A 23,254-nucleotide genomic window follows, 5' to 3' on the forward strand; every position below is an offset into this window, starting at 1 on the left:
GAGGTTTGTACGCAAGTCTAGCGCAAGACCTGTAATTTTCCGCCTGGTAACCCTGATTAGTCGGGTATTAATCATTATCGGGTATTAGTCAGGGCTGGCATACAGTCTACTAACCTAGCGGACGCACATAGGCTCTGCAAGCGGACGATGGCGCTGTATCCTAAGTGAGGATTGTCTGGGAGGACACTATGGTTTGGCAGCGTCCCGATGGTCGCCGGTCCGATCAGCTCAGGCCGATTGCCTTTGAACGACGCTTTACTCGATTTGCTGCGGGCTCGGTGCTGGCTCGGTGTGGGCACACCCAGGTGTTATGCACGGTGTCGGTACAAGAGGGGGTGCCCCGTTTCCTGGAGGGATCGGGAAGGGGATGGCTAACGGCAGAGTACCGGATGCTACCTGGGGCAACGCCACAGCGGCAACGGCGAGAATTTCTGAAGTTGTCGGGTCGTACTCAGGAGATTCAACGCCTGGTTGGCCGTAGCCTGCGGTCTACCCTCGACTTTGAGCGTTTAGGGGAGCGAACCCTGACGGTGGACGCCGATGTGTTGCAGGCCGATGCTGGCACCCGCACGACATCGATTACGGGGGGATATGTGGCTCTCCATGATGCCATCACAACCTTGATAGATCAGGGGGAATTGGCCCATTCCCCGTTGAAACATCAGGTAGCAGCCATCTCGGTTGGTCTAGTGGAAGGAGAAATGCTGCTAGACCTGAAGTATGAAGAAGACGTGGCTGCTGCGGTGGACTTTAATGTGGTGCTGAATGATGAGATGTCGATCATTGAGGTGCAGGGCACGGCAGAGGAGGGGAGCTTTAGCCGGACTCAAATGAATGACTTGATGGATTTAGCCGAAGGTGGCATTCGGGAGTTGCTGCAGGCTCAGCGACAAGTATTCGCCGGGTAAAGGTTACAAACCATGACAATTTGCCTGATCCTGAGGGGATAGTAATTTGCCCTAAGGCTTGATAGAAGGGGGGTTTGGCGACTTCGTAATACTTTCTTAAGGTGACTAGGACTGCCTAAGGAAGAGGAAACCCTTTATCCTAAGTTCTATATAGCCTGCGGCCTGCTTCAGTGCACTGTTGGGTAGCCAATGCGGATGGGTGTTTCGGCAAATCACCACTGACTGGCTTACACGACAGGAGATTTTCCCTATGAAACTGGCTTACTGGATGTATGCGGGTCCAGCCCATATTGGTACGCTGCGCATTGCCAGTTCGTTTAAGAATGTGCATGCCATCATGCATGCGCCCCTGGGGGATGACTATTTCAATGTGATGCGATCCATGCTGTCGCGGGAGCGGGACTTCACTCCGGTGACGGCTAGTATCGTGGATCGCAAGGTGTTGGCTCGCGGCTCCCAAGAGCGGGTAGTAGATAATATCGTTCGTAAGGATCGGGAAGAAACGCCGGACTTGATTCTGTTGACCCCGACCTGCACCTCCAGTATTTTGCAGGAGGACCTACAAAATTTTGTAGAGCGAGCGAGTCTGGATGCCCAGGGAGATGTGCTACTCGCAGATGTCAATCACTACCGGGTAAATGAACTGCAAGCGGCGGATCGAACCCTGCATCAAGTGGTGGAGTTCTATCTACAGAAGGCCCGTAAGCAAGGCACGTTGCCTACGACGAAAACTGAGCGTCCGTCTGTCAATATTCTCGGCATGACGACGCTGGGCTTTCATAATAACCATGACTGTACTGAACTGAAAAAGCTGATGGGCGACCTGGGCATCGAGGTCAATTTGGTGATGCCAGAAGGGGCCTCGGTCCATGAGTTGCACAAGTTACCCCAGGCTTGGTTTAACTTGGTGCCCTATCGAGAAATTGGGCCTCAGACCGCTGAGTATCTACGGGCAGAGTTTGAGATGCCCTGCTTAGATATTACGCCCATGGGACTGGTGGAGACGGCCCGTTGTATCCGGGCGATTCAATCGATCTTGAATGACCAGGGGGCCGAGGTGGACTATGAACCCTTTATTGATGAGCAGACTCGGTTTGTCTCCCAGGCGGCTTGGTTCTCGCGTTCCATCGACTGCCAGAACTTAACCGGCAAGAAGGCGGTGGTGTTTGGGGATAATACTCACGCTGCGGCCATGACGAAAATCTTGGCTCGGGAGATGGGGATCCATGTGGTGTTGGCCGGGACTTACTGCAAGTATGATGAGGCCTGGTTCCGCCAGCAGGTGGGCGAGTATTGTGATGACATTTTGATCAGCGATGACAATGGTGCGATCGCAGATGCCATTGCCCGCCACGAGCCTGCTGCCATCTTCGGTACCCAAATGGAGCGCCATGTGGGCAAACGCCTCGACATTCCTTGTGGGGTGATTGCCGCCCCCATCCACATTCAGAACTTCCCGGTCGGGTATCGCCCGTTTCTGGGTTATGAAGGGGCTAACCAGGTGGTAGATCTGGTCTATAACTCCTTCACCTTAGGCATGGAAGACCACCTGTTGGAGATTTTCGGCGGGCACGACACCAAAGAGGTGATTACCAAGACTGTCTCTGCCGATTCCGACTTGGTCTGGACTAAAGATGGGTTGGCGGAACTCAATAAGATCCCTGGCTTTGTGCGGGGTAAAGTGAAGCGCAATACCGAGAAGTTTGCCCGGGAACGGGGCTTCGGTGAAATCAATGCCGAGGTGCTCTATGCGGCTAAGGAGGCGGTAGGGGCCTAGTGTGCCCGCCTGTGCCCGTCTGAGGTGGCGGTGTTCGGCAACAGCCCTGGTCAGTGCGAAGGGCTGACGCTTGCTTCGGTCCTGGCCTCAAGGCTACACTGCCACCACCAGTTGCCAACCTAAGGAGCGATGGAAGGTGATCATCAGGCGAGCGTGGCACCACAGTAAATAGGTCCACGAAGACTGGTTTTGCTAGCTCGGCTTGATAGCTTGAAAATAGGCTGCTCAGGCACTGGCTGGCGTATCTATACCGCTATTACAACGCTTTCTTTTCAGGCATGGGGATTCGATCCGCGGTGGCCCTAATTTCATTTGATTTCAAAGCTTTTACCCTATGAGAAGCCGATGGCGGGATTTGAACCCGCGACCGCTCGATTACGAATCGAGTGCTCTACCACTGAGCCACATCGGCAGCTTTACCATATCCAGGTCTAAACCCGGATCAGGTTTATTTTCAGGCAACTAGTATAACAGTTGATGCCGTCCCCGGCGGAGGTGGCTTAATCGGGGAAGTGGGTCCATCTGGCAGCTGCCCTCGAGTATAAGCCCCTGCAGAAGGGCGCGGTGTCCGACTTCTGCAGGGTGAGGTATCAGGGCTGAACTAGAGCAGTCGGCCTGGTTGACCTATACTAAAGCAGGCTGCTTCTCCATATCGGGGTTGTATTGACCCTGGCTGGCGGCACCATTGCAGCGGGCCCGGTGGAGTAGAAGCTTCTGAGCTGCGGCCACCTTGCTGTCATCGCCACGCCAGTGATTCAGAGCCGGTTGCTGAATGGCCCGGGCGTAGGAGAAAGTCAGACGCCAAGGACACTTGTCGCCGTACTTCTGGTTCATCATATTCAGGTGCTCTGAGGCCCGCGCTTCACTTTGTCCGCCAGATAGAAAGGCGACGCCGGGCACCATGGCGGGTACATTTTTGAGCAGACAAGCAACGGTGGCATCGGCGACTTGCTCTACCGTTGACTGAGTGGGGCAATCGAGGCCAGAGATGACCATGCTGGGCTTCAGGATCATCTGGTCGAAGGCAACGCCCTGGCGATAGAGTTGCTCGAAGACGGTGTGCAGGGTCTCGTCGGTGACCTCATAGCAGCGCTCTAGGGTATGGTCGCCGTTGATCAACACTTCGGGTTCTACGATGGGCACGAGTCCGCCTTCTTGGCAGAGAGCAGCGTAGCGAGCCAGGCCGTGAGCGTTGGCTTCGATGCAGGCACGACTGGGTAGGCCATCTTTAATGGTGATGACGGACCGCCATTTGGCGAAGCGAGCACCCATCTGATAGTACTCGGCGATGCGATCGCGCAGGCCATCTAAGCCTTCGGTGACCTTTTCACCCTCGTGGCCTGCCAGATCCTTAGCCCCGGTATCGACTTTGATGCCGATAATAATGCCACCATCTTTCATCACCTGGGTCAGGGGCACACCGCTATCCGTAGATTGGCGAATGGTCTCATCGTAGAGAATGGCCCCACTGATGGCCTCACTGAGATTCGATGTGGTCAGAATCAGCTGCCGATAGGCCCGTCGCCGATCTTCTGTGGTGGGGATTCCCAGTTTATCGAAGCGCTTATTACAGGTGCCATTACTCTCGTCCATGGCAAGGATGCCCTTACCAGGAGCCATCATGGCTTGAGCTGTCTGGCGCAGTTCCGAGGCATAGGAACTCATAGTACCTCCTGTTCAATTAGCAACAAAGACTATGGCAGGGGTGTTGCGAGCAAATCGCAGGAAAAATGTTTGACCTGGGGCCAAAACTACCCAGTAGTCTATTCACGATCCAACCTATCAAACAGCCCCCGGCCTGGCCAGAGTAAAGTCGCCGATGGAGGGTTTTCGGCACCTAAATCATCCTTAGGGAATAGAAAGGGTTAGATCCCTAGGCTGATTTTAAGTAGATGATAGATTGGGGAGATGGCACCCACTGTGAAAGGATATTTAGCCGCCTTAGTCGATAGGCGCTTCCGGGCCACTGCCCTGCGGGTGGCTGGAGTCGTGGGTTCTCTGCTGTTTGTGATTAACCACGGGGCCGCCTTGGTCCGGGGTAACATGACGCCAACGCGCTGGTTCTCGGCCATGCTGACTTATTTGGTGCCCTATGGGGTCAATGTGCATGGGCAGTACACCCATCGAGTATCGAGATCACCCGATTCGGAGTGACAAGATTCAGAGTGACAAGGCTGCCTGCTGGTGTGGTAACCCCGTGGTTCCCCTCTTCACGGCTAAAGAAGCTATTCGCTGCCGTTTTGTTGTTCCTGGGGTGGCGATTGTTGGGAGGTCCGCCACGGTTGGTCTAAGGGGTGATGGGTCTTGGTCGAGACAGAGGCAGCCTGGGCCAGGAGCTCACACACGGTGCGATCGCGCGTCTGATCAAAATTTTCATACCAGAGGCTAATGGAGTTAAGGGCCTCGGGCATGAGTGGGCAGATGACCTCGTCTACCTCTTGTTTGAGGCTGGCGACTGTAGCCGGCGGTGCCACTGGCACCGCGACGATAATGGCGGTTGGGTGCTGGGCCTTGATCACAGCAATGGCGGCCCGCAGAGTAGACCCAGTAGCTACTCCATCATCAATCAAAATGACGGTCTGATTGGTCAGCTGCAGCGGCGGACGTCCCTGGCGATAGGTAAGATTGCGTCTCTCTAATTCCACCTGTTCCTTAGCGGCCACCTGGTCGATGGCCTCGGGAAAGATGCCCAGGCGCTCTACCACCTGTTGATTAATGACGCGCACGCCATTGCTGGCAATGGCTCCCATGGCCAGTTCTGGCTGTCCGGGGGCGCCTAATTTACGGACCAAGCAGATATCTAAGGGGAGGTGTAGTGACTGGGCCACTTCAAAGGCCACAGGGACTCCCCCTCTGGGCAAACCTAGGACAATCGTGTCTGACCGTTCGCTGTACTCCTGCAAACGAGCCGCTAGCCGTTGCCCCGCGTCCGTGCGATCGCAAAAGCGTCGTGCCACCGGTTGCCTCCACCTGATTACGCCCTCAGCTTATCGCCCTTGGCAGAGAACGACACGGCTCCGCAACACTCTGTGAGTTGGGGAAAGGGGATAGGGCGTAGGGTGTTTTGCACTCAGCGGCTCCGCTCGTAGTGAGCGAAGTCGAACTGCAGGAGCAGCGAAGTCGAACTACGTTGGATCCCGCGGCAGGGCATATTGGTTAGTGGTGGTGGATCGCGTCGCATCGGTGAAGAGGCGATAGGGCTCTTCTATCTGACGAGTAAACCAAAGCAGAGACAGACTTGGGTAGGAAAGGATGTTTTGACCGTTGATCTGTTGAGGATTGAATTCAATCATTACCGGAAGAACTCAACACTCAACACTCAACCCTAAGACCTTAAAACTCTCCTCCGTCCTCCGCCCTCCGCTCTCCGTCCTCCCTTTTCCTTTTCCCCATCACTCATTCACTCCCCACCTCCCCACTTCCGCCTTCTGCTCGCCTCAAAAGCTAGTACCGAACCCAAAGGAGGGATCGCCCATGGTTTCGTAGACTCGGACGCTGGGATTAGAGCCAGAGCCATCACTATCGTCTAGAAACCCATCGAGCCCAAGGTCTGAGAAGCTGAGAGTGTTCTCGTCTTCTGCATCGATGACTGCGTTGTTAATCTGCTCGGATACCTGATTGAACCGATTAGGATCGTAGGTATTTTCAGGGGTGCGGGGTTCTAGGGGACCTAATTTATCGGCATCATCGCTAACGGATTCAGCCAAGGCTGGTGACACACTGCACAAGACGAGACTCAGGGCGCTAGCGAGAACCAGAGGAGTCTGCATGATAGGCACCTCGACGGCAGAGGACAAGCGAGACAACACGGACGTTATCCAGTCCAGCTTGGGATAGGCATGATCTGCCTGACTGGCCTGGGACAGGGGAGAATCCTAGGGGCACTTGATGTCTCGGCCTTAGGCGCTAAGGAGATCCCAGGCCTACGCGATTCACTCGATGGTGAGGCAGGCAGGGCAGTGGGTTGGCGCTAACCGAGATCGGTCGCCTGAGCTGTGCCCAGTCCAGTTTGAGCTTGGCAGCTCCTCCTTGATGTAGACTCATGGTCAAGTAGACTCGCGGTCTAAATGTCAAGCAGGGGAGTATAGAGGGCTCAGGGCAATGACCCCTAGAACGGGCATCGATTAAGTCGGCTGCAAGTGTCTATCTAAGGTATACTGCAGCGTCTCGGTAAGTGGCTGCTCCCTTATCAAGGATTCATAAACTTTTTAGTGAGCATGCGATCGCAACCACGACCGAGCTCTGCCCATAGATATTCCTAGCAGCTAAGGCTGGGCACGAGAAAATAGGCGGAAATACAGGGCTTGACTGGCTTCTTTCAGGGGAAACACCAGGTAAGTCAGTGGATTAATGGTGATGATGATATTGCGGACATTGCGTTTCACTAAAGCCACCACTGCCCACGCTACCCAGTGAGCATCCATGACACCAATGGGGTTGAGCTGGCTCTTGAAGGGGCCCAGAATAATCTTGCGCACCACACAGGGAGCATCAAGCCGCCGCAGGGTGACCAGCTGGCCCATCAATCGCTTGGAGATCTCGTAGAGAGGGCTGAAGGCCGGGCTGACTTCGGCTTCTGAGGTGTTTACCCAGAGTTCCTTGTTGGCTCGCTCAGCCGAGGTGTCGACCGTGCTGAAGAAGACTTCCATCAATCGCCACCCGGAGAGGGCATTGGCCGTTAAGGATTGCTCGACGGCGGCGGCATCGCGGGCCTCATGGACATTGAGGCCATGGTTGATGACGAGAATGTCTATTGATTTGAGGGCACTGCGTAGGTCAGCTTCAGCCCCCGGTTGCCAGGTGAGCACGTCAATGCCGGAGTCAAAGGAAGCCCGTTCTGAGCGCGTCAGGGCAATGGGACGGGCCTGGTGTTTGGCCAGTTCTGCCAGTAGGGCGCGACCCAGGGTGCCGGATGCTCCGGTCACGGCTACTCGTTTCCCTTTCAGGGAAACGGCTGTTCCCAGAAGTTTATCTACCACAGTGAAGTAGCCGGCATAGTAGGCAGTTGTATTGTCGAAGTGATGCCGCCAGTGATAGGTGCGGTTGACCAGCCAATTGCTGGGGCGCTGGGTCAGGGGGCCGGGTTCGTGGGTCAGATCGGTGGCCAACAGCCAGCCCTGAGAGCGGGCTAGAGCCGCCCCGAGAAAGCCCAGGCCATAGAGGAATCCCAACCAGAAACCATAGTAGGGGGTCAGGGTTGCGATCGCAGCCATCACCGCCATCATCACCAGGGCTTCAGGCACATCATTATAGAGCTGGGCCTGGCGGTAAAGGGTTGAACTCACCGGCGTAAAGTCTTTCTTGTAGGCCCGATGATGCCAGGTGTGCAGCTGCATCAACGGTGGCCAATAATGGCTGGCGACGTGGTAGACGTCTCGCACAATTTCGACAACGACGATAGATACCAGACCCAATACAGCCTGCGTGATCAGCTCCATAGTATGGTGAAGGCCCTGTTTACCGAGTAGACTGTTCCCCTGCCATTATTCCGGTAAACGCCTTGGAACTCAATGCGATTCCCCCCTAAATCCCCATAAGAATGGGCAATATGCCACAGACCCTGGATCACCCAATCGCAACTCCATGGGCCGGTCGCCTATTGCCCCAAAATGGCAGCTGGCTACCATAGACCAACTGCTAGAACCAGTCAATTTATATTGTGTCCTGCTTGTGGACGAACATCAACAGTCCCGTGGGAAGATGTGGAGATACGGATTATAGAGTGCCTATGGCTTCTTCCCTTGATGTTGCCCTGGAGACCGTTCGTCGTCGCGATCGCGTGTTCTTGCAGCAACAGGTACGCTACGACGGCGTGCAGGTGTTGCCCCAGATCTGGCCCCTGGCGGCCCAGCGCTTTGGCGATACGGTGGCCATGCGGGATCCCCACGGTCAGCCCCCCGCCACCCTCACCTATCGGCAGCTGTGCGATCGCATCCTCACCTTTGCCAGTGGCCTGCAAGCCCTAGGGGTCAGCCAGGGAACCCATGTGGCCCTCTTTGCCGACAACAGCCATCGCTGGTTTATTGCCGACCAAGGCATCATGACTGCCGGCGGCGTCAATGCCGTGCGCAGCGCCATGGCCGACACCGAGGAACTCCTCTACATTGCCGAGCACAGTGATAGCACTGTCTTAGTAGTGCAAGACTTAGCCCTATGGCAGCGGCTGCGGCCCCACTTAGACCCACTCCCCATCCGCCAGGGAATCTTGCTTTCCGATCAACCGCCGCCCCAGGAAGAGTCCCTGAAGCTACTTTCCTTCCAGCAATTGTTGGCCCTGGGCAACGACCACAGCTTGCAGGCGGTGACGACCCAGCCCGCGGATTTGGCCACCCTAATTTACACCTCAGGGACCACTGGCAAACCCAAGGGCGTCATGCTCACCCATGGCAACCTGCTGCACCAGATCAACCATTTTGGTGCCGCCGTGCAGCCCCAGGTAGGGGATGGGGTCTTGGGCATCTTGCCCTCCTGGCATAGCTTTGAGCGCACCGTGGAGTATTACCTATATTCCCAAGGCTGCAGTCAGACCTACACCACGATTCGCCATGTCAAGACCGACCTACGCCAGGCGCAGCCGCAATATATGGTGGGGGTGCCCCGACTCTGGGAGTCGATTTACGAGGGCGCCCAGAAGCAATTTCGCGAACAACCCCCCGGTAAGCAACGACTGATCAACACGTTTTTCGGCCTCAGCCACCGCTACGTCAACCAGCACTGGCGCTATCAAGATCTACAGCTAGACGAACCGCATCTCTCCCCGGGGCAGCGGCTATGGGCAGGGGTAATGGCGGCGGTCCTATGGCCCTTGCACCAATTGGGTAAGCGACTAGTTTACGGCAAAGTGCGGGCGGCCACCGGCGGTCGAGTCAAGCAGCTGATCAGCGGTGGTGGCTCCCTGGCCCGTCATATCGATGTGTTCTTCGAGATTGTCGATGTGCCCTTACTGGTGGGCTACGGCCTCACCGAAACCTCACCAGTGCTGTCGGTTCGTCGTCCCTGGCGTAATCTGCGAGGGGCCTCGGGCCAGCCTATCCCCCAGACGGAATTGAGAGTGGTTGATCCCGACAGTCGCCAGGATTTGCCCCAGGGACAAAAAGGCTTAGTGCTAGCTCGTGGTCCTCAAATCATGGCCGGATACTACAAAAATCCGGAGGCAACAGCCAAGGTCCTCGATCCCGAGGGCTGGTTTGACACCGGCGATTTGGGCTGGTTGACCCACGACTACAACCTGGTGCTGACGGGGCGAGCCAAAGATACCATCGTCCTCACCAATGGCGAAAACATCGAGCCTCAACCGATTGAAGATGCCTGTGTCCGCAGCCCTTACATTGACCAGATCATGCTGGTGGGTCAAGATCAGCGCTCCTTAGGGGCATTAATTGTCCCCAATTTGGAGGCCCTAGACCAGTGGGCCGCCAGTCAAGGCCGCTATCTGCAGGTTGCCGGCAAGGACGATGAGGTGCCCCCCGAGATGCCCCCGATTTCCTTAGAGGACGAAGCGGTGCAGGCTCTCTTTCGCCGTGAGTTGACCCGTCAGGTGAAGGACCGGCCTGGCTATCGCCCTGATGATCGAATTGGGCCCCCTTCCAGCTGATAGGGGAGCCATTTTCCATCGAGAATGGCCTGTTAACCCAGACGCTCAAGCTGAGACGGGCCGTGGTGATGGAGCGGTATCGCGGTATGATCGACGCGATGTTTGCTTAGCCTGTGTTGCATCGTGGGCATTGAGCAACCATCGCCGCTGGCGTGTAGCTGTGCGGTGTGTGTAAAGACATGTCCCTTGACCTAGCCAGACTATGGACGTTTCTCAATCTCAACTGCTTCTGAAGCGGGTAATAACCATCAAAGCTGTCGTCACCCCACTCTGGAAGGAAGAGGCGCAAAAGCAACTGCAAAACCAGATCAACCAACTCGATAGTCGCTTGCAACAACTGGAGATGCAAGGACAGCGTATGGTGTCGGAACTGCAGAAGCAGTCTTCTGATACGGCTACGCAGCAAGTGTCAGACGTGCAAACCAAACTCAACCAAGATAAAAGCAAACTGCTACAGCAAAAAAATCAAGTATTGCAGCAGCTCCAGACAGTACAGACTCTAGAGCTCAACCAAGAGGTCGATCAAGGGAAGGTGGAAAGTTTCTTCAATGTCAATGTCGGGGATAACTTAATTCGTAAGTTGCAGGTGGAAATCTTGCTGCGGGATGGCGTGATCGAGGAAATTCGCGGCGAGCTCTAGGCCTCCATTAGGAGCGGCCCCAATTCTTACGGATTTGACTGACCTGCCACCATTCCCGAGGCGCCCAGGGGATACAATGATCCCTTGGCGCCTTTGCTATCTGTGTCGATTGCTGTCTCGGAAGCCACCTCATGATTCGAGAAATTTTCATGCCCGCCCTCAGTTCCACCATGACCGAAGGCAAGATTGTCGCTTGGGAAAAGTCCCCTGGGGATTGGGTGGACAAAGGTGAAACCGTCGTCATCGTCGAGTCCGATAAGGCAGACATGGATGTGGAAGCCTTCTATGAGGGCTACCTAGCTACTGTGATAGCAGAGGCGGGGGATACGGTGCCGGTGGGTAATGCGATCGCACTGTTAGCCGAAACCGAGGCCGAGATCGACACCGCCAAGCAGCAGGCCAGCGCCCAAGCCAGCGCCGGTGCCAGTGACAGTGCCACTACGGCGACGGCCCCCGCTAAGACAGCTCCTGCTCCGGAACCGATCCCGTCAGAACCGGCGGACAACAATGGAGCCACTGGCACCAGCACTACAGGGACAGCCAGTGGCCGCCTGATCGTCTCCCCCCGGGCCCGCAAGTTGGCCAAAGATCTGAAAGTGGATCTCAGCACCATCCAGGGCAGCGGGCCCCATGGCCGCATCGTGGCCCAAGATGTAGAGCGGGCCGCTGGCAAAGTCCCCACTTCCCCCGGGCCAGACACCATCCCCACCCCGGCAGCTGCCCCCGCCCCAGCCGCCCCGGCAGCCCCGACGCCAGCGCCGGCAGTGGCTGGTCAGGTGGTGCCGATGAATACCCTGCAGCAAGCCGTCGTCCGGGGCATGGTGGCCAGTCTATCGGCGCCCACCTTCCATGTGGGCTACACCATCACCACCGACGCCATGGATGCCCTCTATAAACAGATCAAGGGCAAGGGGGTGACGATGACTGCCCTGTTGGCCAAGGCAGTGGCCGTGACCCTGCAAAAGCACCCGCTACTCAACGCCTGCTACGCCGACCAGGCCATTCAATATTTCGGTCAGATCCATGTGGCGGTGGCGGTGGCCATGGACGATGGCGGCTTGATTACACCGGTGTTGCAGCGAGCCGACCAGCTCGATATCTATTCCCTGTCGCGCGCTTGGAAGGATCTGGTAGCCCGAGCCCGCAGCAAGCAGCTGCAGCCAGAAGAGTACAACTCTGGCACCTTCACCCTGTCTAACTTGGGTATGTTTGGGGTAGATCGCTTCGATGCGATTTTGCCGCCAGGCCAGGGGGCAATTTTGGCCATTGGGGCTTCCCAGCCCACGGTAGTGGCCAACGACGACGGCATGTTGGGGGTGAAGCGGCAGATGCAAGTCAATATCACCTGTGACCACCGGGTGATCTATGGCGCCCACGCCGCCGCCTTCTTGCAGGATTTGGCCCAGCTGATCGAAACCAATCCCCAGTCATTGACCCTCTAGGGAACTACGCCACCTGTTCCATCCAGGCGATGCACTGCTGCATCTGTTGGGCCATGGTGGCCCGATCGGCGTGGTAGCGGCGACCGTGGCCGGGGAGCACCCATTCGAAGGAATAGGCGGCCAGTTTTTTCATGGATTGGATCAACTCGGGCCAGGAGTACCAGCAGGCCCGACGGAAGGCATGGAGATGTCCCAGACCAGGAGACCAGGCCAGGTGGTCACCGCTGAAGAGCACCCGATTTTCATAGAGCAGGACGGTGTGGCCCTTGGTGTGGCCGGGCACAGGGATGATTAGCAAGTCTGGGGCCAATGATACGGGCTCCTGGCCAGTCAGGGGGATTTCTACGCCCCGGGTGCCCGGGCTGATATCGTCCTGGTGCAAGATGCGATCGCACCCAAACTGCTCTCGAAACCGCTGATGATCCGCCACATCATCCCGATGGGTGAGATAGAGATAGCGCACCCCGCCCAAGGCCTGGAGCTGTTTTACTAGGGGTGGGCTAAACCGGGGCGAATCCACCAGCACATTGCCCTGGGGACGTCGGATCAAATAGCTGGCGGCCCCGAAGGAGCTTTCGGCATGGTAGCCACAGTGGTACACATCGTCAGTGACCGGGATGGGAAAACTCTGCTGCACCTGGCGGATCTCCTGGGGCGGTTCCACCGTACCGATGGAGGCAGTGGGGCAGGCCAACAACGCCTGCAGGGCTGCCTGCCGTTCGGCCTCAGTGCCAGGCTGATGGGATACTGCCGATTGCCCTTCTACCCGTTCAAACACAGAAGGGGCCATCCAACGGCAGGTGTCACAGTCGATGCAGCTACTATCGACATAGATATCCCCTGACACGTTTTGGGGTCGTCGTCGAGAAAGGGTGGCCATAGAGGTTACTGAATCCTTATCTCTAGGGTAATCAATCGTCCCTTTCCCGTTGGCGTCTGAACGGTACAATACGTCCCGAGGGAGTTTGAACTGTGCCTGCAGCCCGGCCCGGTTGCGGCTCAAGCGGGATCACTCAGCTCCTGGATATCACCCCTATTGACCTGACTGCCAACTAGCCTATGACGGACGAGCAAGACAATACGACCCCTCAACCCGAGGAGCAGCCTCAAGCCCGGGAAGAAGCGCCTGCGGCAGAGGCCCCAACCTCTCCCTCGACCGAGGATGAGGAGACGATAACTGATGCCGCCGCCTCTGAACCCGAAACGCCAAACACAGCTGCAGAGCCCACCCCTGCCTTTGGCTGGACCGCCTATGCCGAACGCATCAATGGCCGCTTTGCCATGGTTGGTTTTTTGGCTTTACTGATCCTTGAGTTCTTCACCCACCAAGACTTTTTCACCTGGATTGGGCTGCTTAACTGAAGACAGAACATTCGAGACAATGGTTAAGCGTTCAACGTTAAAGTCACGAGTAGTCAGGAGCTGGAGCCGAAGGTGAACCCTGGGACAGCTCCGTTGCAGACGGCAACCGATTGAGTTGTGGTGCCTATCGTACATTGACCCCACAAACGCAACTTGGGTGGTTTGCTTGAGTCAGCTCCCAAAATCTACTGAGAGCCGACACGCTTGGTTGACACGCTGCTGCTGCTCCTGCTGGTAGGCTAGAATAGCCTCTCGCCAGCAGAGGTTTCCCAAAACATTGAGCCTAAATTCTGATGACGACGCTTCAATGCCTGTTGATGACGGGGGACACTGCTTTTGGAAATTCCGGTGGCGGCGGCGATTGATCGAATTGTTTGAGAGCCCTTGTCTGCCAGCCTCGCTGCGATTTGCTGATAGTGATCGTCGTATCCTCGGAATCGTCTTTGAGGATACGATACTGTCCCTAGCGCTCTATCGCGGGAGCATCTCATCGTCAGCATGTTTAAATTTCCCATAGTTGAGCATTTTAGGCTCAAACGCATATCCTAAAAACTCAACAACTTTCTTAATAGCCGTAGATGTATCCTCTACTAAATCTTCATAGCGGACTATAAGTTTATGGCTAGGTTTAAGGTTATCTGCGACTTCAAGTACGGATTTATTATATCTGTACCAAATCTCTAATCCTCTCTTTGGATTATTGATAAACCAAGGACTCATAGCAACTGAGCGTGCATCTCTAACGAGATGGATCAGTTTAAAGTCTGCGAAATCCTGATAAATTTTATCTAAGAAAAGGGATTGTCTAGGCTCTTTTATTACGACAGATTTTTTCTTTTCTTTTCGGCGAATTTTCTGAAATAGATGCTGGGGATTTCCTTTGCAGAGATAAAAATTCGCAGAATAATAATCACATATTTGCTTGTATTTTTCATTAACGGTTTTTCGCTTCCAGTCCCTGCGGAAATACTTCGGAAATGCAATTTCACAAGGTGCCGAAATTTTAGAGTGGGAATCTAGAATCCGAATTAACATGGTTGATCCGCTTCTAGGCGAACAACCAATGAACGCAATTCTATTATCCCTGATAGTCTGAGGTTGGATTAGACTCGTCGCAGGATCAGAATAAGTTAATATAGTAGATGTAAGCTTACTGATACTTTCTCTAAGCATTAGCCCAATATTCTTAAGAACTTTCTAAGTTACTAATTACTGTAAGTAGGCTGTATATTTCGATAATAAGATAGATTGTTATCTACAAGGAACGACATCAAATGTGGGCATAAACCCTTAAATTATTAGGGACTTATATGCCTGTATGGTTTGCTCGGCAGCCTTTTCCCACGTGAAATCTTGTACTCTTTGCTGACCCTTGGAAATTAGACGTTCTCTTTCTAGGGGATGATTAAGTAGAAGTAGCAGTAGATCTGCTAAGTCTGTGGGAGAGTTAGGATTGAATAAAAAACCAGCATCGCCCACAATTTCAGGAAAACATGAAGCCTTAGAGGCAATAACTGGCGTTCCACATGCCATTGCTTCTAACAGCGGTATTCCAAAGCCTTCGTAGAGAGAAGGGTACACAAAGGCAACACTACATCTATAAAGCTTAGCGAGATGATGATCACTAACATTCTCGAAGACTTCTATAGCACTACCTATCTTAAGTGAATTAACCATCTCTTGTTCGCTTTTATTAAGAGGCCTTCCTACAACGCAAAGTACAGCATCTGACTGTAAACTCAAGATCTTTGAAAATGCCTTCAGTAAAACCTGAAAATTCTTATAGTTTAAGTTACGGGAACCTACATATAAAAAATATGGACGAGACGGAATGGCTTCGGGACCATAAGACATGCTTTCATTCAAATCAGTTGCATGATAGATTACTTTTAGCTTATCCTCGGGGACAGAATATCTTTCTAAAATATCTTGCTTCGTGTTTTCTGATATACAAATGATTAGATCAGCAGCTTGAGCGGCCCTCAGCTTCACTTTCGCAACCTGCCCTAAAGGATCCATTTGCTTCGAAAATATTTCATGGACCATATCATGGAAGGTTACAACTACAGGCTTACCATAACTCTTTAAATCTTGACCAGTATGAGACCAATAGTAAGTTGGATGAATCAAGTCAAACTCTGCAATTGCTGTTGCTAACCTTAGGAAATTGCTACCCAGAGGTTCAAAGAGGCGTTTTGGTTTATTATTAGTGAACGGATAAAAATATTTTATTAGCCCTGGATGTTCTGGATAAATAACTTGATTGGAGCGATAACCTGTTATGATAGGACTGAAATCTTTAGGAAGTGCTTCAACAAGGTTTTTAAAGTAACGACTAATACCACCTCGGGTCTGGAGTTTATATATCAAGCCGTCATATAGAATATGCATAGAATCTCAACCATATTAAACTCTGCGGTAGACTTTCTAATATTAAATGCGAGATTGTTATCCCTAAAAACTAGAACTTTTGGCGAAAAATTTGTTTAATCTATTATTTTTATTCGACTTGCTGTAGGCATCTAGAAGCTGGAAAGTCTTTAGTATATTTAGAAAATAATGATGAAAAATGAAATTCATCAAATTCTCCGCCTATATCAACTGTGATCCACTCACTTTTATCTAGATTAAACATGTGAAAATGAGGATAATAAAACTTAATGCCACTCGACAAAAAACCTGGCCAGTGAGAAAAAGAACTATTACCGATAACTAGGATATCTGCAACAGCCATATGATGAATTGCCTCCATTGCTGGCTCATTGCAATGGAATATTAGATTATTACTAGAGATAGAGTGTAACTCTCTTTTAAGAGAATTCATCTCTTTTTCAGATCCAGATGAATATATATGAAACTCATGAAAATCACTTTTAATGAGTCTGTTCAGCTTCGATAATAACGCTTTATAATAAGATAATGGTAAGAAGCGCTGGTTTTCGACTGATGCATCATCTCTTCTTATGTGAACAGCTATATTAATGGCGTCTGGATTAAAATAACACTTTTTCATCGAGTGCTTTTTTCCAAAATATTTTCTCTTAAGTTTCTGAATGACCCTACTATAAAGATTAGGATCTATTTTACCTTGTCTACCCCAATCATAAATTTGATAGAGCATTACTCTGATCCCTTTCTGGAAGCAGAATATAACTTCCCTATTCTTATTGTCTTGATTGAAAATCTTTTCAAAGTATTCAAGTGGAGAACCATCCCAAAAGTTAGGACGTCGCCATTGACGTAATTCCTTAATTGGGGATTTCTTTAAGGTGGAATGGACTCTGTATTCCAGCCATTCAATATGTCGAATGGCAAATCTGGATTGAGGATTCAAATGCCTAATCCCTAAAAATGGGGTACATGATATGATTGGCAAGTCTTTTCTAAAGTCCTCGGAGAAGATTATTTCATCTTCACCAAAACCGAAAAAATCTTCCCATTTTCCCTGCGGTAAAGGGCTGTGAAGGTATTTTAAGTTATGCCATTCTGCGAGGATAAAACCAGTTATTAAATCATCAAGCTTATGCCCGATTCTGTGCCCAGAGTTTGGGATAACGGTGATATAACTAGTATTTAATTTTTGAGTCATAATTTAAACTTTTTAAGCAAATTACCTATCCTTAGTGCTTAAAATATTTAGACTATATAATTTAGCTTTGATAAAGAGTCGGAAGCAGTTTGGAGAAAATACTTTTGAATTTCTATTGGCATTTCATCTTTGTATGAGCCGGCTTTGCCTCGACGTGCGAAAAGCTTATCTTTAGGCCAAGCTGGATTGTTCATTCCAAATTTCATCTCTTTAGAACGCATCTTATTGAATGCTGTTTGCCGCTCAATTTCTTCGAGGCGATATCTAGGAGCATCAAAGCCAATAAATTTACAAATATTCTCGAGTTCCCCTACGAAATTATGAAGCATATCTTCATATTTTATCAGAATTAAATCTGCTCCATAGGGATTTTTAAGCCAGGCCTCCACGTGTTCATGCCAAAGCTTTTTTTGAAACAAGCCGTCTTTCTCGAGCAGTAATTGCTCAAAACTAATGTCGATTCCTTGCCGTTCTCTTAAGACCTTTAAGTAGTAGAAATAAGAGACCATTACGTCCCGGCCATCACGAACAATATATATGACCTTTCTATAGTCTGGCCTCGGAAAACTATGAGACTTAAACACCATAGAAGTTCGATAGCGTCTATAGTAACGTTTATAGTGTACATCTGGAATCAAATCCTGAATTACAGAATCAGGCGTGAATTCTGGATTTACACCATATATAAGTCCAGCTAATATATTCTGAAACCATGTATTCCCTGATTTTGGGTAACCGACAATGAATATGTCATTGTCGAAAAACTCTGATATAGGAATGGTTTCCGTAAATGTTCGAATTCTCTGATCAATTTTGGCGCTTACCATTCTTCTCACTGGCTTAGTAAGGGGTTTCAAGAGAGGAATAGAATCGATCATACTAAAATCCATTTCTTTTAAGGGATTTGTTAGCTTAAATCAATATCATAATATACTAAAATGTAATGACCAAGCTATTTGACACTATTTAAAAAGCCAAGTCTTTACGATTTCATCTTGGTCTTTAAGTTGATATAAAATTTTGAATTTATTCTGTTATTTATTTGGGAGTTACCAACCAAAATGGGTTTTCATTAATTAAATGTATGTAAAGAATATGTTAAATTCTTATAGATACTATTTAGGGGATATTGCATTGAGTGGAAGTGTTTGCTTTTAGAACCTTGAAATATATTAGAGAGACTAGATAAATGTTCGAAAGATTGATCTATCAGGTTAATCAACACTCGAAGCCAATATCACTTTAATAAATTAGATACTAGTTTCTTCCCACTAGCTTCTAGATGAACTATTCTTGGATAAAATTTGCTCCCAGGTAAAGAGGAAAAATAGTGAAAGTATATTTGTGGGTTAAAAGGATCAGCGTCTAAAGAGAGCCTTAAGTACTTTTTCCCTAAAGTGACGGCTTCTTCATGATTAATTGCACTGCCATGACATAACAAGCGCCGACCAATATTGAAGAGGTAGTTAGCTTTTTGTGGTAGAGAAAATGATCCAATACTTCGATATTCGCTAAATAGCTTAGAGTGATGCTTCTGAAGAAAATGTAGATATCCTTCAACAACAGCACTATGATTGATAGAACCTCGATTTTTGTCGCTATGGTCACGATATTGAACGAGTGGTTCTGGAATCAGGTCAAACTCACAATTATGTGCAAGTTGCAGCCATATATCCCAGTCTTCACAACATCTCAAGCGTGTATCAAATCCTAAGGTTTTCTCAATGTAATTCCTTTTTATCATTGGTGTGGAAGGAGTGCCAATGAAATTTGAATATAGTAAGTCTTGTTCTATATTGCCATGTAAACTTGGTTTTCTTAGTTTTTGGAATTGAGCATTTATATCAACAACTTTTAGCCAAGTATAAATAACGCCAATTCGCTCATTGGCTTCATTGAATCGATCAATCTGTCTCTGTAATTTGTCAGGCATCCATTCATCATCAGAATCTAAAAAGGCAACGTACTCTCCTTTTGCCTGTGCTAGCCCTGTATTTCTAGCAGCGCATACCCCCATATTTTTGTTGTGCTTTATATACTTTATACATGACTCATAGAGGCGATCAATTGTTGCTGTTGTCTGATCCGATGAGGCGTCATCTACAATGATGAGTTCGAAGTTGCTAAATGTTTGCTTTAATACACTTTTGATGGCTTTTTCTAAGAGAACTGCTCGATTATAAGTAGGTATGATAACACTGACAATAGGGTCTCTGTCTGGCATGAAAATTCATCTCCTAAAATAGATGATGAAAAATATTTTGAGGGACTAACTATGATCATCCAGTCGCTAGAGTGGCTTCGGCTCTTCTGGGTTTGTGACTGAAACTGTATCTCAGGGCACAATATTTGCCTGATTCGGAGGCTGAAGCCCTTGCCAGACAGCACATAAGTCCCACTTATCACCCAATACTCAGAAGAGCTGTGGCTTCCTATATATGAGACGTTTGTCTATTTTGAATGACTGATAAACGTCGAGATAATAAAAGCGGCTTTAACTTGCTCTGCTTAAACAGCACTAAACTATTACAGGATAGATGACTCTTTTGACCATCGTCTTAGTTATCGATGGAGATTCGATGAAGCTTGGCTTGGATGTAGAAAAGATTTTGTAAATTACTTGCTCTTCAGCGCTTACTAGGACTCAATTGCCCTCTGCTCTAGCGAGTTATTCCCTAACCTAAACATCTATATTTAACTATGAGATCAAGATGATCTACCTGCCTGAATTTTAGTAAACCAAAGCAAGTGAAAATACGAAGTATCGATCGTCGCGGTACAAAGTTACAGATGCCAAGAGCATATGTGAATTATGTTGAGGTCTTGGTACTGCTCTCTCGGATTGCCATACTGAATGATTGCCGACAATCTGGCATCAGAAAACCTATTTATAATTGTCTGCAGGTAATCTGATGGTGGACGACATAATTCAGCTATGCTGGAGTCTCCTACAACTTCATTTGTACGGAGGTTGCTTCTGGCTCTATATCCCCTAAGAAGGCCATAGCTTTCTTCTGCATCATCTTGAAGATGTTGTAGAACCCGTTGGCTCTAGAGGGAGTGAGGCTGACATCGAGTTGGGTTTCTTTGATAAAGTCTGGTGTTAGGTCGATGACTTCTTGGGGAGTGAGGCCATTGAGTGCCTTAATCAGTAAGGCAACCAGTCCCTTAGTGATCTGGGCATCTGAATCAGCTTGATAGTGCATCTTGCCATCTTGTAGGTCAGCTATGACATAGACCTGAGAGACGCAGCCTGGCACTTTATTATCGGGTACCTTAGCCGCTTCGGGAAGTGGCTCTAGTTTCTTGGCAAACCAGAGTAATTGCTCATAGCGTCGCTTGGGATCTGAAGCTCGTTGAAAACGATTAACGATTTTGTTGATGGAAGCAGGACGAGAAGCAGCCATTGCGATCGCAATCTAACAGCATAGTGGCTCGGCAACGCGAACCCTATCCCATTGTAGCTCTACACCTGAGCAGCTTCAGCCATCGGCTTGGCTATCTTTGCTGGCCACAAAGCGATGGGCTACTGTTTCCGGCTGGATTGCTGACAGAATGACATGACCTGAATCAGTGATGATCACGGCCCGAGTCCGGCGACCATAGGTAGCATCGACTAGCTGCCCTCGCTCGCGAGCGTCGGAGATGATGCGCTTGATCGGTGCCGACTCTGGGCTAACGATGGCAATCACTCGGTTCGCTGACACGATGTTGCCAAAGCCAATATTGATCAGCTTGATGTCCATAATAAAGAAGGGAGCGCCGAGGTTGCCGCTTATGATGGCTAATAGGTCAATGGTAGCGACAAAAAAATAGACCTACAAGGTGAAAATTCGGCGAAATCCCATTTCTCCAGCCATCTTGATTCTCTAAAAGAGTCTGATGGGACAATGGTTCCAAAGACTACAAAATGATGGCTCTTACACCGACGACTATTGCTGAGGCAAGGTTCCGTGCAACCGGTTGATGTGACGACACTAACGGCGATTTGCCACGACCTTCGTTGCCAATGGATACCGGCCCGTTGCGAGCAGGTTTATCAGCGCGATCGCACCACAGTATCTCTGGCCCTGCGCACCCTAACTGACCGCGGCTGGTTAACCCTATCCTGGCACCCCCAAGCGGCGCGGCTCCATCTAGATCATGCGCCGCCGCGGCAACCGGATACCTTCACCTTCAGCCAGCAACTCAAGCACCAGTTGGGGGGATTTGCCCTCGTCACCATCGAGACCATCGCTCCCTGGGAGCGAGTCTTGGATCTACAGTTTGCCCGCCGTCCTGGCGATCCAGTGCAATGGCATCTGTACGTAGAGGTGATGGGCAAGTACAGTAACGTCATCTTGACCAATGCTCACAACCAAATTGTGACCGCGGCCCACCAGGTCAGTGAACAGCAGTCCCGAGTGCGTCCGATTTTAACGGGTGATGCTTACCAGCCACCGCCGCCCATCACCGCTGCCTTGCCCCACCAGGATGAGTCTCAAGCTCGCTGGCAAGAGCGGGTGGCTCTGGTCCCAGGCCCCCTGAAACGACGCCTGATGCAAGCCTATGGCGGGCTCAGCTCAGCCCTAACCCAATCGATGCTCACCACTGCCGGGTTAGGGCCAGATCTAAGGACTGACCAGCTCACCCAGGCCCAATGGACAGCCCTGTATCAAACCTGGCAAGCCTGGCTATGCCGCCTTGCCACCAGTGACTTTCAACCCGGTTGGACTGAGGATGGCTATACCGTCTTAGGATGGGGACTAATCCGGCCGGCGGCATCGGTACAGACATTACTGCGGGACTACTATAGTGACCAGCTCAATCGCCAGGCCTTTGAGCGGTTACGCCATCAGCTCAGCCAATTACTAAGCCATCGGTTGCAGAAGCTGCGCCAAAAGGAGGCTACGTTTCTGACCCGTCTCGACCAGTCAGAGCAAGCCGATCAAACCCGACAATGGGCTGACCTTTTGATGGCCTACGGCCACCAGTGGCAGCCAGGCCTGACCCACATCACCTTGCCAGATTTCGAGACGGCAGAGCCGGTGACGATTCCGCTAATTCCCGAGAAAACGGCGGTGCAGAATGCCCAAGCCCTCTATAGGCAGCACCAAAAATTGAAACGGGCCCGCCAGGCCGTAAAACCACTGCTGGCGGAAGTGTGGGCAGAAACCGCTTACTTAGAGCAGGTGGAAGCTACCCTGATGCAGGTCAGTGCCTACAAAACGGTTGCCGATCTCGATGCGATCGCAGAGATTCGAGACGAACTGGCCCAGCAAGGGTATCTCCCTACGGATCAGCGCATTCGGCAGAATCGCCACCAGGACGCCTTCCCATTCCATCGCTATATCAGCCCCAGTGGGTGTGACATCTTAATTGGCCGCAATAATCGCCAAAATGATCAGCTCACCTTTGGCATCGCCACCGATTACGATCTCTGGTTCCATAGCCAAGAGATCCCTGGCAGCCATCTACTGCTACGCCTGGCGCCCGGCCAGGCCCCGAGTGATGCCGACTTGCAATATGCAGCCAACCTGGCAGCTTATTTTAGCCGTGCCCGCCAGGCGGACCAGGTGCCCGTTATCTATACCCAGCTTAAACATGTCTACAAACCCAAAGGCGCCCGGCCCGGTATGGTGATCTATACCCATGAGACCGTTCTCTGGGGATATCCCCAGGCTATCCAATCCCCACTACCGCCACATCCTGAAGCTACTGACTCTGTCAGCCAGTAACGGCACCCTGGTTCACCTCTTCATCAGGTTCGCTTATCTGAAGCGCCCGGGGCAAGCGTAAACTTATATAACAAAAAGAGTGTACTGCTTGATACAATGTAACATGAAGAACGGAAAAGCCAGCCCACTATCGTCGGCATATATTCCTGGCTTATCAGCTGGGAATCCGGTTGCAAAGCTGCAGGGTTGGCCTATTACCGTGCCAAGAATTTTTGGACGGTTTCC

The 23,254-nt window shown here is 51.0% G+C and carries 20 protein-coding genes, 1 tRNA gene and 1 pseudogene; 8 read left to right on the forward strand and 14 right to left on the reverse strand.

Annotated features, from left to right (window positions below):
• Positions 1-188 precede the first annotated feature (188 nt).
• Positions 189-908 (forward strand): ribonuclease PH, encoded by a 720-nt coding sequence (gene rph, locus XM38_RS02600; RefSeq protein ID WP_080806491.1) that lies wholly within the window; start codon positions 189-191, stop codon positions 906-908.
• Between the two features lie 250 nt (positions 909-1,158).
• Positions 1,159-2,685 carry a ferredoxin:protochlorophyllide reductase (ATP-dependent) subunit B gene (bchB, locus tag XM38_RS02605; RefSeq protein ID WP_080806499.1) on the forward strand — a complete coding sequence of 509 codons (1,527 nt, stop codon included), beginning with the start codon at positions 1,159-1,161 and terminating at the stop codon, positions 2,683-2,685.
• Positions 2,686-3,025: 340 nt separating this feature from the next.
• Here the strand turns inward: bchB and XM38_RS02610 are convergent.
• Positions 3,026-3,097 (reverse strand) — tRNA-Thr (locus XM38_RS02610).
• 212 nt (positions 3,098-3,309) lie between these two features.
• The gene (locus tag XM38_RS02615; RefSeq protein WP_080808545.1) at positions 3,310-4,350 is read right to left on the reverse strand and encodes a class I fructose-bisphosphate aldolase; all 1,041 of its coding nucleotides are present in this window, start codon (positions 4,348-4,350) and stop codon (positions 3,310-3,312) included.
• 243 nt (positions 4,351-4,593) lie between these two features.
• Here XM38_RS02615 and nrtS point away from each other — a divergent pair, with 243 nt between their 5' ends.
• Positions 4,594-4,839, forward strand: coding sequence for a nitrate/nitrite transporter NrtS (gene nrtS, locus XM38_RS02620; RefSeq protein WP_080806495.1), 246 nt, complete (start codon positions 4,594-4,596; stop codon positions 4,837-4,839).
• Positions 4,840-4,910: 71 nt separating this feature from the next.
• Here nrtS and XM38_RS02625 read toward each other — a convergent pair whose 3' ends face one another.
• The 4 genes from XM38_RS02625 to XM38_RS02635 all read right to left on the reverse strand — a co-directional run bounded on the left by XM38_RS02625 (position 4,911) and on the right by XM38_RS02635 (position 8,123).
• Positions 4,911-5,642, reverse strand: a complete 732-nt coding sequence (locus tag XM38_RS02625; RefSeq protein ID WP_080808543.1) for a phosphoribosyltransferase — start codon at positions 5,640-5,642, stop codon at positions 4,911-4,913.
• 168 nt (positions 5,643-5,810) lie between these two features.
• Positions 5,811-5,978: a hypothetical protein gene (locus tag XM38_RS25680; RefSeq protein ID WP_187329245.1), complete on the reverse strand. Its 168-nt coding sequence runs from the start codon at positions 5,976-5,978 to the stop codon at positions 5,811-5,813.
• A 144-nt stretch (positions 5,979-6,122) separates the two neighbouring features.
• Positions 6,123-6,455 (reverse strand): hypothetical protein, encoded by a 333-nt coding sequence (locus XM38_RS02630; RefSeq protein WP_187329246.1) that lies wholly within the window; start codon positions 6,453-6,455, stop codon positions 6,123-6,125.
• A 495-nt stretch (positions 6,456-6,950) separates the two neighbouring features.
• Entirely contained in the window at positions 6,951-8,123 is a 1,173-nt protein-coding gene (locus tag XM38_RS02635; RefSeq protein WP_088429014.1) for a bifunctional sterol desaturase/short chain dehydrogenase, read from the reverse strand.
• A 290-nt stretch (positions 8,124-8,413) separates the two neighbouring features.
• Between XM38_RS02635 and XM38_RS02640 the strand changes: the two are divergent.
• The 3 genes and pseudogenes from XM38_RS02640 to XM38_RS02650 all read left to right on the forward strand — a co-directional run bounded on the left by XM38_RS02640 (position 8,414) and on the right by XM38_RS02650 (position 12,361).
• Positions 8,414-10,389, forward strand: a pseudogene (locus XM38_RS02640) (long-chain fatty acid--CoA ligase).
• A gap of 92 nt (positions 10,390-10,481) precedes the next feature.
• The gene (locus tag XM38_RS02645; RefSeq protein ID WP_080808538.1) at positions 10,482-10,919 is read left to right on the forward strand and encodes a YlqD family protein; all 438 of its coding nucleotides are present in this window, start codon (positions 10,482-10,484) and stop codon (positions 10,917-10,919) included.
• A 131-nt stretch (positions 10,920-11,050) separates the two neighbouring features.
• Positions 11,051-12,361 (forward strand): dihydrolipoamide acetyltransferase family protein, encoded by a 1,311-nt coding sequence (locus XM38_RS02650; protein WP_088429016.1) that lies wholly within the window; start codon positions 11,051-11,053, stop codon positions 12,359-12,361.
• A 4-nt stretch (positions 12,362-12,365) separates the two neighbouring features.
• Here the strand turns inward: XM38_RS02650 and XM38_RS02655 are convergent, their stop codons facing one another.
• Positions 12,366-13,241, reverse strand: a complete 876-nt coding sequence (locus XM38_RS02655) for an MBL fold metallo-hydrolase (protein ID WP_080808532.1) — start codon at positions 13,239-13,241, stop codon at positions 12,366-12,368.
• A gap of 293 nt (positions 13,242-13,534) precedes the next feature.
• Here XM38_RS02655 and XM38_RS28595 point away from each other — a divergent pair, with 293 nt between their 5' ends.
• The gene (locus tag XM38_RS28595) at positions 13,535-13,723 is read left to right on the forward strand and encodes a chlorophyll a/b-binding protein (RefSeq protein ID WP_225889428.1); all 189 of its coding nucleotides are present in this window, start codon (positions 13,535-13,537) and stop codon (positions 13,721-13,723) included.
• A 471-nt stretch (positions 13,724-14,194) separates the two neighbouring features.
• Here the strand turns inward: XM38_RS28595 and XM38_RS02665 are convergent, their stop codons facing one another.
• The 7 genes from XM38_RS02665 to remA all read right to left on the reverse strand — a co-directional run bounded on the left by XM38_RS02665 (position 14,195) and on the right by remA (position 21,058).
• On the reverse strand, positions 14,195-14,896 hold the full coding sequence (locus tag XM38_RS02665; protein ID WP_080808526.1) for a sulfotransferase family protein: 702 nt from the start codon (positions 14,894-14,896) through the stop codon (positions 14,195-14,197).
• A 117-nt stretch (positions 14,897-15,013) separates the two neighbouring features.
• Entirely contained in the window at positions 15,014-16,114 is a 1,101-nt protein-coding gene (locus tag XM38_RS02670; RefSeq protein ID WP_080808524.1) for a glycosyltransferase family 4 protein, read from the reverse strand.
• Positions 16,115-16,223: 109 nt separating this feature from the next.
• Entirely contained in the window at positions 16,224-17,312 is a 1,089-nt protein-coding gene (locus XM38_RS02675) for an O-fucosyltransferase family protein (RefSeq protein WP_080808521.1), read from the reverse strand.
• A 47-nt stretch (positions 17,313-17,359) separates the two neighbouring features.
• A complete protein-coding gene (locus tag XM38_RS02680; RefSeq protein WP_187329248.1) occupies positions 17,360-18,190 on the reverse strand; it encodes a sulfotransferase domain-containing protein in 831 nt (276 codons plus the stop codon).
• A 359-nt stretch (positions 18,191-18,549) separates the two neighbouring features.
• The gene (locus tag XM38_RS02685) at positions 18,550-19,536 is read right to left on the reverse strand and encodes a glycosyltransferase (RefSeq protein WP_080808516.1); all 987 of its coding nucleotides are present in this window, start codon (positions 19,534-19,536) and stop codon (positions 18,550-18,552) included.
• Positions 19,537-20,260: 724 nt separating this feature from the next.
• The gene (locus XM38_RS02690) at positions 20,261-20,719 is read right to left on the reverse strand and encodes a SufE family protein (protein WP_080808512.1); all 459 of its coding nucleotides are present in this window, start codon (positions 20,717-20,719) and stop codon (positions 20,261-20,263) included.
• A 75-nt stretch (positions 20,720-20,794) separates the two neighbouring features.
• A complete protein-coding gene (remA, locus tag XM38_RS02695) occupies positions 20,795-21,058 on the reverse strand; it encodes an extracellular matrix/biofilm regulator RemA (protein ID WP_080808509.1) in 264 nt (87 codons plus the stop codon).
• 207 nt (positions 21,059-21,265) lie between these two features.
• On the opposite strand from remA, the gene XM38_RS02700 reads away from it, so the two are divergent.
• Positions 21,266-23,029, forward strand: a complete 1,764-nt coding sequence (locus tag XM38_RS02700) for an Rqc2 family fibronectin-binding protein (protein ID WP_088429018.1) — start codon at positions 21,266-21,268, stop codon at positions 23,027-23,029.
• Positions 23,030-23,254 lie beyond the last annotated feature (225 nt).

Origin of the sequence: Halomicronema hongdechloris C2206 (assembly GCF_002075285.3) — a bacterium.
Classification (GTDB): Bacteria; Cyanobacteriota; Cyanobacteriia; order Phormidesmidales; family Phormidesmidaceae; genus Halomicronema_B; species Halomicronema_B hongdechloris.